The sequence below is a fragment of the Rugamonas sp. FW305-51 genome (assembly GCF_058786935.1).
Genome location: NZ_JBYSZG010000005.1, coordinates 1 through 14192 on the forward strand (window position 1 = coordinate 1; position 14192 = coordinate 14192).

Consider the following 14192-nt stretch of genomic DNA (forward strand, 5'->3'; position numbering starts at 1 on the left):
GTCCCCATGGCCGGCCCCGTCGCCGCCCCCGTGCCGGCCGTCGAAGCGCTGCTGACGGTGGAAGAGCCGGCGCCGCGCCAGTCGTGGATGTCGCGCCTGAAGGCGGGCTTGTCGAAGACGTCGGCCAACCTGTCCATCCTGTTCGTGGGCGCCAAGATCGACGACGACCTGTACGACGAGCTGGAGGCGGCGTTGCTGATGGCCGACGCCGGCGTGGACGCCACCCAGTACCTGCTCGACGCCCTCAAGCGCCGTGTCAAGGAAGACAAGCTGCTGGACGCGGCCGCCGTCAAGGCGGCCCTGAAGACGCTGCTGATCGACCTGCTGACGCCGCTGCAGCGCCCGTTCGAGCTGGGCCGCCACCAGCCGCTGGTGATGATGATTTCCGGCGTCAACGGCGCCGGCAAGACCACCACCATCGGCAAGCTGGCCAAGCACATGCAGTCGCACGGCCAGTCGGTGCTGCTGGCCGCCGGCGACACGTTCCGCGCCGCCGCCCGCGAGCAGCTGATGGTCTGGGGCCAGCGCAACAACGTCACCGTCATTTCGCAAGCGTCGGGCGACCCGGCCGCCGTCTCGTTCGACGCCGTGCAGTCGGGCAAGGCGCGCGGCATCGACGTGGTGATGGTGGACACGGCCGGCCGCCTGCCGACCCAGCTGCACCTGATGGAAGAGCTGAAAAAGATCAAGCGCGTGATCGGCAAGGGCCTGGAAGGGGCGCCCCACGAGACGCTGCTGGTAATCGACGGCAACACGGGCCAGAATGCGCTGGCCCAGGTCAAGGCTTTCGACGATGCGCTGCAGCTGACGGGCCTCGTGATCACCAAGCTGGACGGCACGGCCAAGGGTGGCGTGCTGGCCGCCATCGCCCGCGTGCGTCCGGTGCCCGTGTACTTCATCGGCATCGGTGAAAAGATTGAGGATCTGCAGCCCTTCGTGGCGGCCGATTTTGTCGAAGCCTTGCTCGGATGAAGCCTATGATTGAATTCCAGAACGTCACCAAACAATACGCACCCGACGCCATCGCCCTGCGCGGCGTGTCGCTGACGGTGGCAAAAGGCGAACTGGTATTTCTGGCCGGCCCCTCGGGCGCCGGCAAATCGACGCTGCTCAAGATGATCGCGGCCATGGAGCGCCCCAGCGCCGGGCAGGTGATCGTCAACGGCCAGGACATCGGCAAGCTCAAGCCGGCCGGCCTGCCGTTCTTGCGGCGCAACCTGGGCCTGATCTTCCAGCAGCAGCGCCTGCTGACGGACCGCTCGGTGCTGGCCAACGTGATGTTGCCGCTGCTGGTGACGGGCGCCCCGCGCGCGGCGGCCGAGCAGCGCGCCCGCGCCGCGCTCGACAAGGTGGGCTTGCTGGAGCGGGCGCTGGCCCAGCCGCTGGCCCTGTCGGGCGGCGAGCAGCAGCGCGTGTCGATCGCGCGCGCCATCGTCAACCGGCCCCAGATCATCCTGGCCGACGAGCCCACCGCCAACCTGGACCGCGCCAGCGCCAACCAGGTGCTCGACGCGCTCAAGGCCTTCCATTCCGTGGGCGTGACCTGCCTCATCTCCAGCCACGACGAACAGATGCTGGACGCGGCCGCCCGTGTGATCCACCTCCACAACGGCCGCATCGACGGCCAGCACGACGCGGGAGCGCAAGCATGAGCAACTGGTTACGGCAACACGGCTTCGCGCTGGCGGCGGCGCTGGTGCACCTGCGCCGGGCGCCGGGCAGCTTCCTGTTCAACATCGTGGTGGTGGCCATCGCGCTGGCGCTGCCGTTCGCGGGCGTGACCCTGCTCGACAACGTGCGCCCCATGTCCGAGCAACTGTCGGTCGATCCCGAGATCAGCGTGTTCCTCAAGCAGGACCTGGCGCGGCCGGAAGGGGAAGCGATGGCCGGCACGCTACGCCAGCTGGTAGCCGACAAGCAGGCCAGGATCATCTTCACCCCGCGCGAAAAGGCGCTCGACAGCCTGAAGACCAAGAGCGGCCTGTCGGACGTGCTGGGCACCTTGGGCGAGAACCCCCTGCCCGACAGCTATGTGCTCAAGCTGGACGCCTTCCGCAACGCCCAGTCCGGCGGCAACGTCGATGCGCTGGCCGACCAGATCCGCGCCCTGCCCGGGGTCGACACGGTGCAAGTCGATTCGGCCTGGGTCAAGCGGCTGGCGGCCCTGATCAACGTGCTGCGGCTGGCCCTGCTGCTGCTGGCCGCCACGCTGGGCACGGTGGTGGTGGCCGTGGTGTTCAACACCATCCGGCTGCAGGTGATGACGCAGCGCGACGAGATCATCGTCTCCAAGCTGATCGGCGCCACCGACACCTTCATCCACCGCCCCTTCTATTACACGGGCGCCCTGCTGGGCCTGTGCGCGGGCGCCGTGGCCCTGGGCGCCGTGGCGCTGGCCTTACGCCCGCTCAACACGGCCATCGCCGAATTCGCCCGTCTGTACGCGTCCGAATTCCAGCTGACGCCATTGCCGCCGCTGGCCATGGCCGGCCTCTTGGCCCTGTCGGCCGGCCTGGGCCTGGTGGGCGCCGTGCTGTCCGTGCAACGCCACCTGTCCCGCCTGAACTGAGCGGCAAGCCCCAACCGTGCGTTCACGCACGGTATTTCTGCCCGCCGCGGCCTACAATTAAGTCCTGCTTAAGCTCGCCCCCGCATCCTGATCCCATCATCAGGCGCGGGGTATTGCCACTGTGAATGTGGTGCACGGATCTGCCGCCGGCCCGCGCCGGCACTTGTTTTTACAAAGGCCATGGAACCTTGCAAGTTGATAGTATTTTTACTATCAAGGCGATTTGGGATGGCGATTGGCACTCATCGATGGAGAGTGCTAATATATGAAACATCGCGGGGCCGGATATTCTCAATAGCAACTTTTTTTGGGACAGAATGACCGGTTTCCCCAAGCAAGATCGCAGCGGGTAACAAACCGTAACATCAGGTGTAGACGACCCGGCTGCATGGCACATTGACACTTAGCAATATCAGCTAGCGAGGAAAGAAATGACTATGATGTCCGCACCGAACGCGTTGGTCCCGGCCAACAACCGTGCTCTGGGCCTCGGCTTCACTGGCAACCTGGGCAACCTGGACGCCTATATCTCGGCCGTCAATCGCCTGCCGATGCTGTCGCACGACGACGAAGTCTCGCTGGCGCGCCGCCTGAAGGAAAAGAACGACCTGGCCGCCGCCCAGGAGCTGGTGCTGTCGCACCTGCGCCTGGTGGTGTCGATCGCCCGCGGCTACCTGGGCTACGGCTTGCCGCACGCCGACCTGATCCAGGAAGGCAATATCGGCCTGATGAAGGCGGTCAAGCGCTTCGACCCCGACCAGGGCGTGCGCCTGGTGTCGTATGCCATGCACTGGATCAAGGCCGAGATGCATGAGTACATCCTGAAGAACTGGCGTCTGGTCAAGGTGGCCACCACCAAGGCCCAGCGCAAGCTGTTCTTCAACCTGCGCAGCCACAAGCAGGGGCTGGACGCCATGACGCCGTCCCAGATCGACGGCCTGGCCAAGATGCTCGACGTCAAGCGCGAGGAAGTGATCGAGATGGAAACGCGGTTGAGCGGGCGCGACATCGCGCTCGAGTCGCCCACCGACGACGAGGACGACAAGTTCGCCCCCATCGCCTACCTGTCGTCCGAGCAGAGCGAGCCGACCAGGGTGCTGGAGGCCGAACAGGTAACGCGCCTGCAGTCCGAAGGGCTGGAGACGGCGCTGGGCAAGCTCGATCCCCGTTCGCGCCGCATCGTCGAAGCGCGCTGGCTGGCCAACGACGACGGTTCCGGCGCCACGCTGCACACGCTGGCCGACGAATTCGGCGTCTCGGCCGAGCGCATCCGCCAGATCGAAGCGGCCGCGCTCAAGAAGATGAAGGGCGCGCTGGCGGCCTACGTCTGAGGCCAGCCGGCCGCCGCCGGCGCCACCCGCACCATGCCGCCCCGCGCACGCGCCGGGCGGCATTTTTTATGGCGCTGCGCCGGCTGCGTGTACCATATCCGTCCCGCCGTTTTTTTCGCGGCGCGCCGTGCGTGCGCCGCCACCGGGCAGCTTTTGTTAGTCTCGTTGCTATCCTGACCGAAAGGAAACGCATGAACAGCAAGTTGTTGCGCCAACTGTGGACCTGTCTTCTCCTGCTGCCTGGCCTTGCCGGCCTGGCCGGCTGCGGCGCGCGCGCCAGCGACACCCCGCCGCCGCCGCCCGCACCGGCCACTATCACCGTCGTGCTGACCCAGGGCCAGAGCGCCACCGTAGCGCCGGGGGCCGTGCTGCGCCTGGAGCGCGTCAACGACAGCCGCTGCCGGGTGGGCGCCGTATGTGTATGGGCCGGCTACATCAGCTACAGCTTCACGCTCACCAAGGGTGGCGCCAGCGCCGGCTTCGTGCTGGCGGCCGACATGCCCGGCGCCAGCAAGAGCGTGAGCCAGAACGGGCTGACCTTCACCCTGCTCGGGGTGGAACCGGACAGCGTGCCCCACATGAAGGAAGCGGCGCCCGACTATCGGGTCAGCGTGCAGGTGCGCCGTTCCGCCTCGCCCTGAACACCAGACTTCATGCGCGTCAGCCCGCACCAATCCCGTTTCCACCGTCATCCTGGCGCCCATGGCACTGGCGGCTGTCCGCCGGCACCTGCTGACGTTCATGCAAGCCGTAGTCGCGCACCACGGCCGCGATGCGCAGGCGGTAGTCGTCAAAAATGGCGGCACGTCCGGCCGACTGGGCCGCGCGGTGCGCTTCCAGCCGGCGCCACTGGGCAATCGCCTCCTCATCGCGGAAGAACGACAGCGACAGCAGCTTGGACGGATCGACCAGGCTCTGGAAGCGCTCGATCGAAATGAAGCCATCCACCTGGTCCAGCAACGGCCGCAGCGAGGCGGCGATATCGAGGTACTCCTGCTTGCGGGCGGCGCACGGCCACACTTCGAAAATCACGGCGATCATGCCGCCTCCTGCGCCTGGGGGTGGAAGAAAACGGGAATGCGGGCATTGACGGAAGGCCGGTAGCGCCATGCCAACCGGGCCGGCAAGGGCTGCTCCAGCAGCGCCGCCAGCGCGCCGGCGGCAATGGCACAGGCCAGCGCGTGACCGGGACAGGCATGGGGGCCGTAGCCGAAACCGAAGGCGTGGCCTTCCCCCGCCGGATCGCGGCTGGCGGCGGCCAGCAGCAGCAGGATGGCCTGCCCCGCCTCCAGCCGCACGCCGCCGATGGTGCAGGCGCGCGCCACGAAGCGGCGCGTGTTCTGCACCGGCGGATCGCGCCGGCTGACAAGCTGCACCAGCGCGGCCGCGTCGGCCGCGGCGCAGCGTGCGTCCGCCGGCTGGCGCAGCAGCGCCAGCACGCTGTTGCCCAGCAGGCCGGCCGTGGCTTCGTAGGTTTGCGACAGCAGCCCGACCAGGTTGGCCAGCAGCGCCTGCGCGTCGTCCCAGCCCACCGCCGCCGCCTCGGCCCGCACCTGCGCCAGCAGGCTGTCCGGCCGCGCGTCGCCCTGCCGCAGCAGGGCCGTGAAACTGTCCAGCAGCGCCAGCGCCGCGCCGTGGGCGCGCCCTATCTGCTCCTCGCTGCTGAGTGGCGACAGGCAGGCGACGAAGTCCGCCATCCACGCGGCCAGCGGCGCCAGCGCCGCGTCGTCGAAGCCGATCAGGCTAGCCACGGTGGAAACGGGGACGGCCAGCATCCAGTCCGTCAGGCCGTCGGCGCGCCACAACTGGCGGCCCAGCACGTGCGCGCGGGCATGGGCCTGCGCGAGGTCGACGCGGCCCAGCGCGCGTTGCAGCGCCAGCTTGGGCTGGTGGTGGCGGACGCCGTCGTTCATGCGCACCAGCGCGCCGAAAATGTGGCCGGCCGCCGCGCCGGCGATGGCGGCCGGCACCGGCTCGGCCTGCGGCCGCACGCAGCAGTCGGGATGGGTCAGCACGGCGCGTACGGTGGCCGCATCGGCTGCCACCCACAGCTTGAGCCGGGCGTCGTACGCCAGGCCGGGACGGGCCGCCAGCGCCGCGTAGTAGGGATAAGGGTCGGCGTGGGTGGCCGCCTGGACGGGATCGGTCGGTTGCATGGATTTTCCGTTGCGAGTGGAGATGGGCTGCAGTATGCTCGACGTCCTTCTCCCACACTTCGCTCACGGCCACACTATGGATGCGCAACACGCCGATTACTCCCTGCCTGGCATCGCCGGCGCCATCGCCGAACCGGCGCGGGCCCGCATGCTGTGCTGCCTGCTCGACGGCCACGCCCGCACCAGCACCGAACTGTCGGTGGTGGCCGGGGTCAGCCCGTCCACCGCCAGCGCCCACCTGGCGCGGCTGCGCGAGGCCCGGCTGGTGGACGTGGTCGCGCAGGGCAAGCACCGCTACTTCCGCCTGGCCGGCGCCGACGTGGCCACCGCGCTGGAGGCGCTGCTGGTGGTGGCCGGCCTGCCCCGTCCCGCCTTCGAACCGAACACGCCGGACCGGCTGCGGCGCGCCCGCACCTGCTACGACCACATGGCCGGCACGGTGGCCGTGGCCCTGCACGACCGGCTGGCCGCGCAAGGCTGGCTGACGCCCGCCGCCGACGGCTATGGCCTCAGCGTGGCCGGCGAGGCCGGCATGGCGCGCGCCGGCGTCGACCTGGCGGCCGTGCGCAAGCTGCGCCGCCGTTTCGCCTGTCCCTGCCTGGACTGGAGCGAACGCAAGCCCCACATCGGCGGCGCGCTGGGCGCGGCCATGCTGCGGCTGGCATTGCAACGGGGCTGGGCCGAACAGGACCTCGACAGCCGCGCGCTGCACGTGCCGGCCAGGGGCGAGCGCCAGCTGCTGGCCGCGTTCGGCGCAGATGCCGCAGGCTGAGTGGCCGCCAAGTTCCGCCGCTAAGGTCCAATTAAGATTCCCTGACGATACTGGCCACACTTCAATGATCCAAAGGGAGACGTCATGCAAGGCTGGATACGCGCCAACAAAGGTTTTTTGTTGTTCCTCACGCTGTTCGGCATCTTCCGCACGGCCGTGGCGGACTGGAACCCCATCCCGTCCGCCTCCATGCATCCCAACCTGCTGGAGGGCGACCTGGTGCTGGTGAACCGGCTGGCCTACAACGTCAAGCTGCCGCTGACGGACGTCGTGCTGGGCCACACGGGCGAGCCGCAGCGGGGCGACATCGTCACCTTCAGTTCGCCCCAGGACGGCAAGCGCCTGATCAAGCGCGTGATCGCGCTGCCGGGCGACCGGGTCGAAATGCGCGACGAGCAGCTGATCATCAACGGCCAGCCGGCCAGCTACGCCTTGCTGGGCCAGGGCAGCGAGACGGTGGGCGCGGCCGGCACGCTGCAGACGGTGCAGCTGCGCGAGACCATGGCCGCCGGCACGCTCGCGCCGCACGCCATACAGCTGCTGCCGCAGGTCAATGCGCGGCGCAACTTCGCCCCCGTCACGGTGCCGCCCGGGCAGTACATGATGCTGGGCGATAACCGCGACAACAGCGCCGACTCGCGCTACATCGGCCTGGTGCCGCGGGCGCTGCTGATCGGCCGCGCCGAGCGCGTGCTGGCCTCGGCCGACATCACGGGCAACTGGCATCCGCGCACGGAGCGCTTCGGCATGGATTTGTACGGCCCGCGCTGAGGATCGGGCGGCTCACACCAGCAGCGCGGCGCTCATCGATCCGGCGTCGGCCGCCGACAAATGCAGGATGCGCTCGAGCTCCGGGTTGTCGCGCACATACTGCTCCAGCGCGCCGTCGGCGTCGTCCGGGCCGGTGGGCCAGGCCAGCGGCGTCGCCACGGGCGAGAGCCGCTTGGCCAGCAGCAGCGTGTCGAGCAGGCCGGCCGGCGGCGGCGACAGCGTGGCGCCGCGCAAGGCCACGATGGCCAGCGCCACCGGTTCCGGTATGGCCAGCTTGCGCATCATTTCGCGGGTGATGATTTCCTGGGCCGCCCCCATCCACTCGGCCGGGTCGTCCAGCAGGCCGGGCATTTCGTCGGCGCGCGACAGCAGGTAGAAGCCGCCCGCCTCGTGCACGATGCCGGCAAACAGGGCCGTGTCGGGATCGACGCCCGTCACGTGGCGGGCCAGTACGTGGGCCAGCGCCGCCACGTGGGCCGTGTGGCGCCACAGCTGTTCGGCCTGGGCCCGCAGCAGGCGGTCGCGGATGCGGTTGCCGAACTGGCGCACCACCATGGCCGCCGCCATCGTGTACAGGTTGCGGTAGCCCACCCGCAGCACGGCGGCCCGCACGCCCGTCACCAGCGGACCGCGGCGGTTGAACACGGCCGAATTGGACAACGCCACCGTGCGCGCGGCCAGCTGCGGCTCGGCCAGCACGCGGCGCACCACGTCGTCCGTGACGCAGTCGGGATCGGCCAGCGCCAGCTGCAGCTGCAGCGCGGCGTTCACGCTGGTGGGAAAAACCAGCTCGCCGCGTTCGGCCTGCGACACTATCTGGGCGAAGTCTTTTAGTTTTTCCATGGAAACATTATACGCAGGGCCGCGATAACCGCAATGCCCCGCCATGCCGCCCGCAGCGCCCTGTATCCCGGCCGCCACGGATGCGGCCCGCGCCCCCGCTACAGGTGGGGCGCGATCAGCGGCAGCAGGTCGTCGAAGGTGCGGCCGCTGGCGTTTTCGCCGATGGCGTGCATCTTCCATTCGCCCTGGTGGCGGTACACCCTGGCCATGATCTGGGCCGTGTGCGGGCCCTGCACGGACAGGTTGAAGCGGGCCACCTCGCTGCCGCTGGCCGCGTCGAGCAGGCGGCAGTAGGCGTTCTCCACCTGGGCGAAGCTCTGGCCCGTGAAGCTGTTGACGGTGAAGACGAGGCTGCGCACGGCGGCCGGCACGGCATGCAGGTCGACGTTGATCTGTTCATCGTCGCCGTCGCCGGCCCCGGTGCGGTTATCGCCCGTGTGGACGATGCTGCCGTCGCGGCTGCGCAGCTGGCGGAACCAGATCACGTCCAGCGGGCGGTTGGCCTCGTCGAACATCACGCACGAGGCGTCCAGGTCGACCGGCTCGCTGCGCGCGCCGAAGCCGAACAAGCCCTTGCGCTTGACGGCGTCCCAGCCCAGGCCCATGACGACGCGGCCCAGGGCGGCGCCCGCTTCCTTGTCCAGAGAGATCTTCTGGCCCTTTTGCAGATTGACTGACATTGCGGTTTCCTTTCGAGTGATTTGCTAAGCTAAGGCCTTACTGCGGGCGGCGCTGGGTCCAGCTGAGGAAGGCGTCGCGGTTGCGCGAGCAGACCAGCACCTTGCCCTGGCCGGAAAAGCGCAGCACCATGCCTTCGCCGCTGGTCTGGCTGTTGATCAGATTGCCCAGGAAGCCGCCACCGCCGCCGGTGGTGACGGACATCTCGTAATGCAGCGCACTGTCCCAGCACACCACGTGGGCGTTGTCGATCACCACGTCGCGCCCCGGCGCCACCTCCAGCTGCGAGATGGAACCGAAGCCCGACACCACCAGCTGGCCGCTGCCGGCCGTCTCGGTGATGAAAAAGCCGCCGCTCTGGGCGAACAGCGCGTTGCCCAGGCTCTGGGTGCGCACCTGCAGCGCCACCCCGGCACTGGCGGCCACGAAGGCACCGTCGCTCAGCATGTACTGGCGCGGCCCCACGTCCACCACCTGCATGGCGCCCGGCAGCGTGGGCGAAAGCAGGCAGTCGCCGGCGCCGCGCACGGCCTCGATGTGCTGCTGGAAGAACGACTCGCCGTTGGCGAAGCGCCGCATCAGGGCCGCGCCGATGCCGCCGGTGACCTTGCCGCGCAAATCGAGCGTTGCCTCCATCATCACCATCGCGTCGGACTCGCAGTAGATTTTTTCGCCGTGCGCGAGCGACACGTGCAGGAACGGGTCAACGTCCCCTGTTACCGTAAAAGCAGGCATAGTGCCCTGTCCCTTTCAGAAATTAATCCTATTGATACCGTTTATACCGTTTATGCCGTTTATGCCGTTCAGATGTTGACGCCGAAGGACGACGCCAGCGGCCCCAGTCCGCCCTTGAAGCCCTGGCCCACGGCCTTGAACTTCCAGTCACCGCCGTTGCGGTACACCTCGCCGAACACCATCGCCGTCTCGGCCGAGCCGTCCTCGGACAGGTCGAAGCGGGCGATCTCGGCGTTGCCGCTGGCGTTCACGCAGCGCACGAAAGCCTTGCGCACCATGCCGAAGTTCTGGCGCCGCGCGTCAGCCTCGTGGATGGTGACGCAGATGGCGATGCGCTCCACGTTGGCCGGCACCTCGGCCAGGTTGATGGTGACCGTCTCGTCGTCGCCGTCGCCGGCGCCGGTGCGGTTGTCGCCCGAGTGGGCCACGGCGCCCTCCACCGACTTGAGGTTGTTGTAAAAAACGAAGTCGGCGTCGCCCCGCACCTTGCCGTCGGCCTTGAGCAGGAAGGCCGAGCCGTCCAGGTCGAACGCGTTGCCGTCGGTGGCACGCACGTCCCAACCGAGACCGATCACCATCTTCGACAGGCCGGGCGCTTCCTTGCTCAGGTTGACGTTGCCGCCTTTTTGCAGACTGATTGCCATGATGTGCTACTCCTATGTGATTGAACCGGCACCTGGCCGTAATAGCCTGTACTGCTTGCCCGCGGCGGGCCGGTGCCTGGCGCCCGCCGCGTTGTCAAAAAACTGCTCCCTCACGCCGCCAGGGCCGGCGCCTGCTGCTTGCGCCGGTGGCGGATCGAGGACCACAGCGAGGCGACGATGAAGGCCACGCCGACCAGGCCCGTGAAGATCTCGGGGATGTGGAACTTCATGCTGGCCAACATGATCAGCGCCAGGATGCCGATGGCGTAATGGGCGCCGTGTTCGAGGAACACGAATTGGTCCAGCGTGCCCTTCTTCACCAGGAACACCGTCAGCGAACGCACGAACATGGCGCCGATGGCCAGGCCCAGCATGATGATCACCACGTCGGTCGTGATGGCGAACGCGCCGATCACACCGTCGAAGCTGAACGACGCATCGAGCACTTCCAGGTACAGGAAGCCGCCTATGCCGCCGCGCTTGATCAACTCGCCCACGTTGCTGCCGTTTTCCTCTTTCTCCAGCAGGCTGCTGACGGCGTCCACGCCAACGTAGGTCAGTACGCCCCACAGGCCCGACACCAGCACCACCAGCTTCTGCTCCGGTTCCACCAGCATCAGGCTGGCCAGCAGCGCGCCCAGCGCCACCATCACCGCGATCGACGACACCTTGCCCAGCGCGCCCAGCTTCTGCTCCACATGGCCCAGCCAGTGCAGTTCCTTGTCCTGGTCGAGCAGGAAGTTCAGGAACACCAGCAGCAGGAAGATGCCGCCGAAGGCCGCCACTTCCGCGTGGTGGTTGGTCAGGTGGGCCGAGTAGGCGGCCGGATCGTTGAGCGCCAGGTGCCACACTTCCATCAGCCCCAGGTCGGCCGCCATGGCCACGATCACCAGCGGGAACAGCAATCGCATGCCGAACACGGCGATCACGATGCCCACGCCCAGGAACAGCTTTTGCCAGAACGCGTCCCAGGTCTTCAGCACGGAGGCGTTGACCACCGCGTTGTCGAACGAGAGCGACACTTCCATCACGCCCAGGATGGCCGCGATGCCGATGGCCGACAGCGCGCCGGCCCATCCCGTATGTTCGTAGCCCCACCACCCCGCCGCCGCCAGGCAGACGAAGGTGACCAGGAATGACACCTTGAAGTGCTTCATTGCTTTACCCCGTTGTTGTAGTGAATGGGGTGCAGTGTAGGGCCGGACGCGATATTAAAAAATAGAAGATAATCGAAGCTTTACTTCGGAAAAACAGAAGATGAAAACCACCGGACTCAATTTCCGCCACCTGTATTTTTTCTGGATGGTGGCCAAGGAAGGCAGCGTGACGCGCGCCGCCGAACGGCTGGGACTGGCCGTGCAGACGGTCAGCATGCAGCTCGCGCTGCTGGAACAGTCGGTAGGCAAGCAGCTGCTCGAGCCGCAGGGACGGCGCCTGGCGCCGACCGAGGCGGGCCGGGTGGCGCTCAGCTACTGCGACCAGATTTTCCTGCTGGGCGACCAGCTGCAGGACGCGCTGGAGGAGACGGACGCGGGCAAGATGCGGCTGACGGTGGGCATCTCCGATTCGCTGCCCAAGCTGATCGCGTTCCGCCTGCTGGAGGCGACGCAGCAGATGGGCCAGCAGGTCAAGCTGGTGTGCCTGGAGGATGAATTCGAGTCGCTGCTGGCCGACCTGGCGCTCAACAAGCTGGACGTGGTGCTGACCGACCGCGCCGTGCGGCCCGGCGGCGGCCTGCGCGTGTTCAGCCACCTGCTGGGCGAAAGCGGCATGCAGCTGTTCGGCGTGCCGCGCCTGGCGCGCAAGGTCAGGCGCAACTTCCCCGCCAGCCTCGACGGCGCGCCGCTGCTGCTGCCGACCCGTAACAACGCCCTGCGCGGACGGATCGACGCCTGGCTGGTGCAGCACGGCGTGCGGCCGGACGTGGTGGGCGAATTCGAGGACAACGCCATGCTCAACACCTTCGGCCGCAACGGCCTGGGGCTGTTTTTCGCGCCGACCGCGCTGGCGCACGACATCGGGGAGCAGTTCGGCGCCGTGCTGGCCGGCGACGCGCCCGAACTGCGCGAACAGTTCTACGCCATCTCCAACGAACGCAAGATCAAGCACCCGGCCGTGGAGGCCATCCTGTCGGCCGTGCACAGCGGGCCGTTCGCCGTGGCGCACTGAACGCGGCGGCACGGACAGCGGCGCCCGGTGCGGGCAGACGATGCGCCGGCGGCACACAGGCGGGCGGGCGGACGCGCGCCGCGTCAACCGGCGCGCCGGGCGTGCGCGAAAATTGCGCTGCCGGCGGGCCGGGTCGGATAAGATGCAGGTTTCGATCGTCCGCGCTGCGCGCCCCTATGCAAAACCTCCTGCTTGTCCTGCTCGCCGTATTCCTGGTCGCGCTCAACGGCTTCTTCGTGGCGGCCGAATTCGGCATCGTCACGCTGCGTCCCACCCGCATCCGCGCCATCGCCAAGCGCCAGGGCTTGCGCGGGCGCACGCTGGCCAAGGTGCACGGCAACCTCGACGCCTACCTGTCGGCCTGCCAGCTGGGCATCACGCTGGCCTCGCTGGGCCTGGGCTGGGTGGGCGAGCCGGCCTTCGCCGGGCTGCTCGAGCCGCTGTTCGCCGCCGTCGGCGTCAGCTCGCCGCAACTGATCCACGGCATCGCCTTCGCGCTCGCGTTCAGCATCATCTCCTTCCTGCACATCGTGGTGGGCGAACTGGCGCCCAAGTCGCTGGCGATCCGCATGCCCGAAGCGATCGGCCTGTGGAGCGCCCTGCCCCTGTATGGCTTCTACTGGGCCATGTACCCGGCCATCTGGCTGCTCAATGCCAGCGCCGGCATGGTGCTGGGGCTGGCCGGCCTGTCCGGCAAGGGCGGCCACGACACCCATTATTCCGTCGATGAACTCAAGCTGATCCTGCGCAGCAACCAGCCGGGCCAGAAGTACAGCAAGGACGAGCGCAATATCCTGGCCCACTCGCTCGACTTCAGCGCGCTGTCGGTGTCGGACCTGATGCGGCCCATCAACGAAGTGATCGCCCTGCGGGCCGACCTGCCGCCGGAAGAGAACCTGCAAACCATGCGCCGCAACCGCTTCAGCCGCTATCCGTATTACGACGCGGACGGCGAAACGGTGCTGGGCCTGATCCACCTGAAAGACCTGTTCTTCGCCCAGCAATCGGGCCAGCCCTTGACGGCGCTGGCGCCGCTGCTGCGGCCGGTGGAGACCATTTCCGCCCGCACCCCGGCGCTGGAACAGTTCCGCCGCTTCCGCGACGGCGCGCCCCACTTCGCCCTGATCGGCGAGAAGGGCAAGCGGGCGCTGGGCTTCATCACGCTCGACAACCTGCTGGGCGCCATGGTGGGCGAAATCCACGATGAATTCCGCCTCAACGAAAACGACTGGCTCAAGCAGCCCGACGGCACGCTGGTGGGCAAGGCCAGCCTGCCCATCTTCTCGCTGGAGCGGGCGCTGGGGATCGACATCGAGAACGAGGAGCTGGGGCTGGACGAGGTGGAATCGGTGGGCGGCCTGCTGATGCTCAAGCTGGGCGACATTCCCAAACAGGGCCAGCGCATCAGCTTCCGCCATTTCGACATCGTCGCCAAAAAGATGACGGGGCCGCGCATCCTGCTGGTGAAGGTGATCCCCAAGCCGGAACCGGCCGGCGATACGGACGACATGGACTGAATGCGGG

At 67.9% G+C, this 14192-nt stretch carries 16 protein-coding genes; 9 read left to right on the top strand and 7 right to left on the bottom strand.

Annotated elements, in window-relative coordinates:
* From ftsY to AC3WOS_RS05070, 5 genes are all read left to right on the top strand, one after another.
* On the top strand, positions 1-972 hold a 972-nt coding region (ftsY, locus tag AC3WOS_RS05050; RefSeq protein WP_492714758.1), incomplete at its 5' end, for a signal recognition particle-docking protein FtsY.
* A 5-nt stretch (positions 973-977) separates the two neighbouring features.
* The gene (locus tag AC3WOS_RS05055; RefSeq protein ID WP_492714759.1) at positions 978-1652 is read left to right on the top strand and encodes a cell division ATP-binding protein FtsE; all 675 of its coding nucleotides are present in this window, start codon (positions 978-980) and stop codon (positions 1650-1652) included.
* Positions 1649-2569 carry a permease-like cell division protein FtsX gene (gene ftsX, locus AC3WOS_RS05060; RefSeq protein ID WP_492714760.1) on the top strand — a complete coding sequence of 307 codons (921 nt, stop codon included), beginning with the start codon at positions 1649-1651 and terminating at the stop codon, positions 2567-2569. The genes AC3WOS_RS05055 and ftsX overlap by 4 nt, the downstream gene beginning before the upstream one ends.
* Before the next feature lie 437 nt (positions 2570-3006).
* Positions 3007-3900: an RNA polymerase sigma factor RpoH gene (gene rpoH, locus AC3WOS_RS05065; RefSeq protein ID WP_492714980.1), complete on the top strand. Its 894-nt coding sequence runs from the start codon at positions 3007-3009 to the stop codon at positions 3898-3900.
* Positions 3901-4091: 191 nt separating this feature from the next.
* Positions 4092-4541 carry a hypothetical protein gene (locus AC3WOS_RS05070; protein WP_492714761.1) on the top strand — a complete coding sequence of 150 codons (450 nt, stop codon included), beginning with the start codon at positions 4092-4094 and terminating at the stop codon, positions 4539-4541.
* Positions 4542-4560: 19 nt separating this feature from the next.
* Here the strand turns inward: AC3WOS_RS05070 and AC3WOS_RS05075 are convergent, their stop codons facing one another.
* Together AC3WOS_RS05075 and AC3WOS_RS05080 are read right to left on the bottom strand one after the other, a co-directional pair.
* Positions 4561-4941: an antibiotic biosynthesis monooxygenase family protein gene (locus AC3WOS_RS05075; RefSeq protein WP_492714762.1), complete on the bottom strand. Its 381-nt coding sequence runs from the start codon at positions 4939-4941 to the stop codon at positions 4561-4563.
* Positions 4938-6056, bottom strand: a complete 1119-nt coding sequence (locus AC3WOS_RS05080; RefSeq protein WP_492714763.1) for a cytochrome P450 — start codon at positions 6054-6056, stop codon at positions 4938-4940. The genes AC3WOS_RS05075 and AC3WOS_RS05080 overlap by 4 nt, the downstream gene beginning before the upstream one ends.
* A gap of 76 nt (positions 6057-6132) precedes the next feature.
* On the opposite strand from AC3WOS_RS05080, the gene AC3WOS_RS05085 reads away from it, so the two are divergent.
* Positions 6133-6828 carry an ArsR/SmtB family transcription factor gene (locus AC3WOS_RS05085; protein WP_492714764.1) on the top strand — a complete coding sequence of 232 codons (696 nt, stop codon included), beginning with the start codon at positions 6133-6135 and terminating at the stop codon, positions 6826-6828.
* A gap of 84 nt (positions 6829-6912) precedes the next feature.
* A complete protein-coding gene (lepB, locus tag AC3WOS_RS05090; protein WP_492714765.1) occupies positions 6913-7599 on the top strand; it encodes a signal peptidase I in 687 nt (228 codons plus the stop codon).
* Positions 7600-7611: 12 nt separating this feature from the next.
* Here the strand turns inward: lepB and AC3WOS_RS05095 are convergent, their stop codons facing one another.
* The 5 genes from AC3WOS_RS05095 to AC3WOS_RS05115 form a co-directional block, all read right to left on the bottom strand.
* Positions 7612-8442, bottom strand: a complete 831-nt coding sequence (locus tag AC3WOS_RS05095) for an HDOD domain-containing protein (RefSeq protein WP_492714766.1) — start codon at positions 8440-8442, stop codon at positions 7612-7614.
* Positions 8443-8540: 98 nt separating this feature from the next.
* Complete coding sequence (locus tag AC3WOS_RS05100; protein WP_492714767.1) at positions 8541-9122, bottom strand: TerD family protein; 582 nt, start codon at positions 9120-9122, stop codon at positions 8541-8543.
* A gap of 37 nt (positions 9123-9159) precedes the next feature.
* Complete coding sequence (locus tag AC3WOS_RS05105; protein ID WP_492714768.1) at positions 9160-9855, bottom strand: TIGR00266 family protein; 696 nt, start codon at positions 9853-9855, stop codon at positions 9160-9162.
* Between the two features lie 68 nt (positions 9856-9923).
* Positions 9924-10499, bottom strand: coding sequence for a TerD family protein (locus AC3WOS_RS05110; protein ID WP_492714769.1), 576 nt, complete (start codon positions 10497-10499; stop codon positions 9924-9926).
* 110 nt (positions 10500-10609) lie between these two features.
* Positions 10610-11656 carry a DUF475 domain-containing protein gene (locus AC3WOS_RS05115; protein WP_492714770.1) on the bottom strand — a complete coding sequence of 349 codons (1047 nt, stop codon included), beginning with the start codon at positions 11654-11656 and terminating at the stop codon, positions 10610-10612.
* Positions 11657-11756: 100 nt separating this feature from the next.
* Between AC3WOS_RS05115 and nhaR the strand changes: the two genes are divergently transcribed.
* Together nhaR and AC3WOS_RS05125 are read left to right on the top strand one after the other, a co-directional pair.
* Positions 11757-12668 (top strand): transcriptional activator NhaR, encoded by a 912-nt coding sequence (gene nhaR / locus AC3WOS_RS05120; RefSeq protein ID WP_492714771.1) that lies wholly within the window; start codon positions 11757-11759, stop codon positions 12666-12668.
* A 176-nt stretch (positions 12669-12844) separates the two neighbouring features.
* A complete protein-coding gene (locus tag AC3WOS_RS05125; RefSeq protein WP_492714772.1) occupies positions 12845-14185 on the top strand; it encodes a hemolysin family protein in 1341 nt (446 codons plus the stop codon).
* The last annotated feature ends 7 nt before the right edge of the window (positions 14186-14192 follow it).

Bases quoted from the DNA above. Each gene is read 5' to 3' on its own strand.
- AC3WOS_RS05125 (WP_492714772.1), top strand. From the start codon at position 12,845: ATGCAAAACCTCCTGCTTGTCCTGCTCGCCGTATTCCTGGTCGCGCTC.
- AC3WOS_RS05075 (WP_492714762.1), bottom strand. From the start codon at position 4,941: ATGATCGCCGTGATTTTCGAAGTGTGGCCGTGCGCCGCCCGCAAGCAG.
- AC3WOS_RS05110 (WP_492714769.1), bottom strand. From the start codon at position 10,499: ATGGCAATCAGTCTGCAAAAAGGCGGCAACGTCAACCTGAGCAAGGAA.
- AC3WOS_RS05115 (WP_492714770.1), bottom strand. From the start codon at position 11,656: ATGAAGCACTTCAAGGTGTCATTCCTGGTCACCTTCGTCTGCCTGGCG.
- AC3WOS_RS05080 (WP_492714763.1), bottom strand. From the start codon at position 6,056: ATGCAACCGACCGATCCCGTCCAGGCGGCCACCCACGCCGACCCTTAT.
- AC3WOS_RS05100 (WP_492714767.1), bottom strand. From the start codon at position 9,122: ATGTCAGTCAATCTGCAAAAGGGCCAGAAGATCTCTCTGGACAAGGAA.
- AC3WOS_RS05070 (WP_492714761.1), top strand. From the start codon at position 4,092: ATGAACAGCAAGTTGTTGCGCCAACTGTGGACCTGTCTTCTCCTGCTG.
- rpoH (WP_492714980.1), top strand. From the start codon at position 3,007: ATGATGTCCGCACCGAACGCGTTGGTCCCGGCCAACAACCGTGCTCTG.
- lepB (WP_492714765.1), top strand. From the start codon at position 6,913: ATGCAAGGCTGGATACGCGCCAACAAAGGTTTTTTGTTGTTCCTCACG.
- ftsX (WP_492714760.1), top strand. From the start codon at position 1,649: ATGAGCAACTGGTTACGGCAACACGGCTTCGCGCTGGCGGCGGCGCTG.
- AC3WOS_RS05055 (WP_492714759.1), top strand. From the start codon at position 978: ATGATTGAATTCCAGAACGTCACCAAACAATACGCACCCGACGCCATC.
- AC3WOS_RS05095 (WP_492714766.1), bottom strand. From the start codon at position 8,442: ATGGAAAAACTAAAAGACTTCGCCCAGATAGTGTCGCAGGCCGAACGC.
- AC3WOS_RS05085 (WP_492714764.1), top strand. From the start codon at position 6,133: ATGGATGCGCAACACGCCGATTACTCCCTGCCTGGCATCGCCGGCGCC.
- AC3WOS_RS05105 (WP_492714768.1), bottom strand. From the start codon at position 9,855: ATGCCTGCTTTTACGGTAACAGGGGACGTTGACCCGTTCCTGCACGTG.
- nhaR (WP_492714771.1), top strand. From the start codon at position 11,757: ATGAAAACCACCGGACTCAATTTCCGCCACCTGTATTTTTTCTGGATG.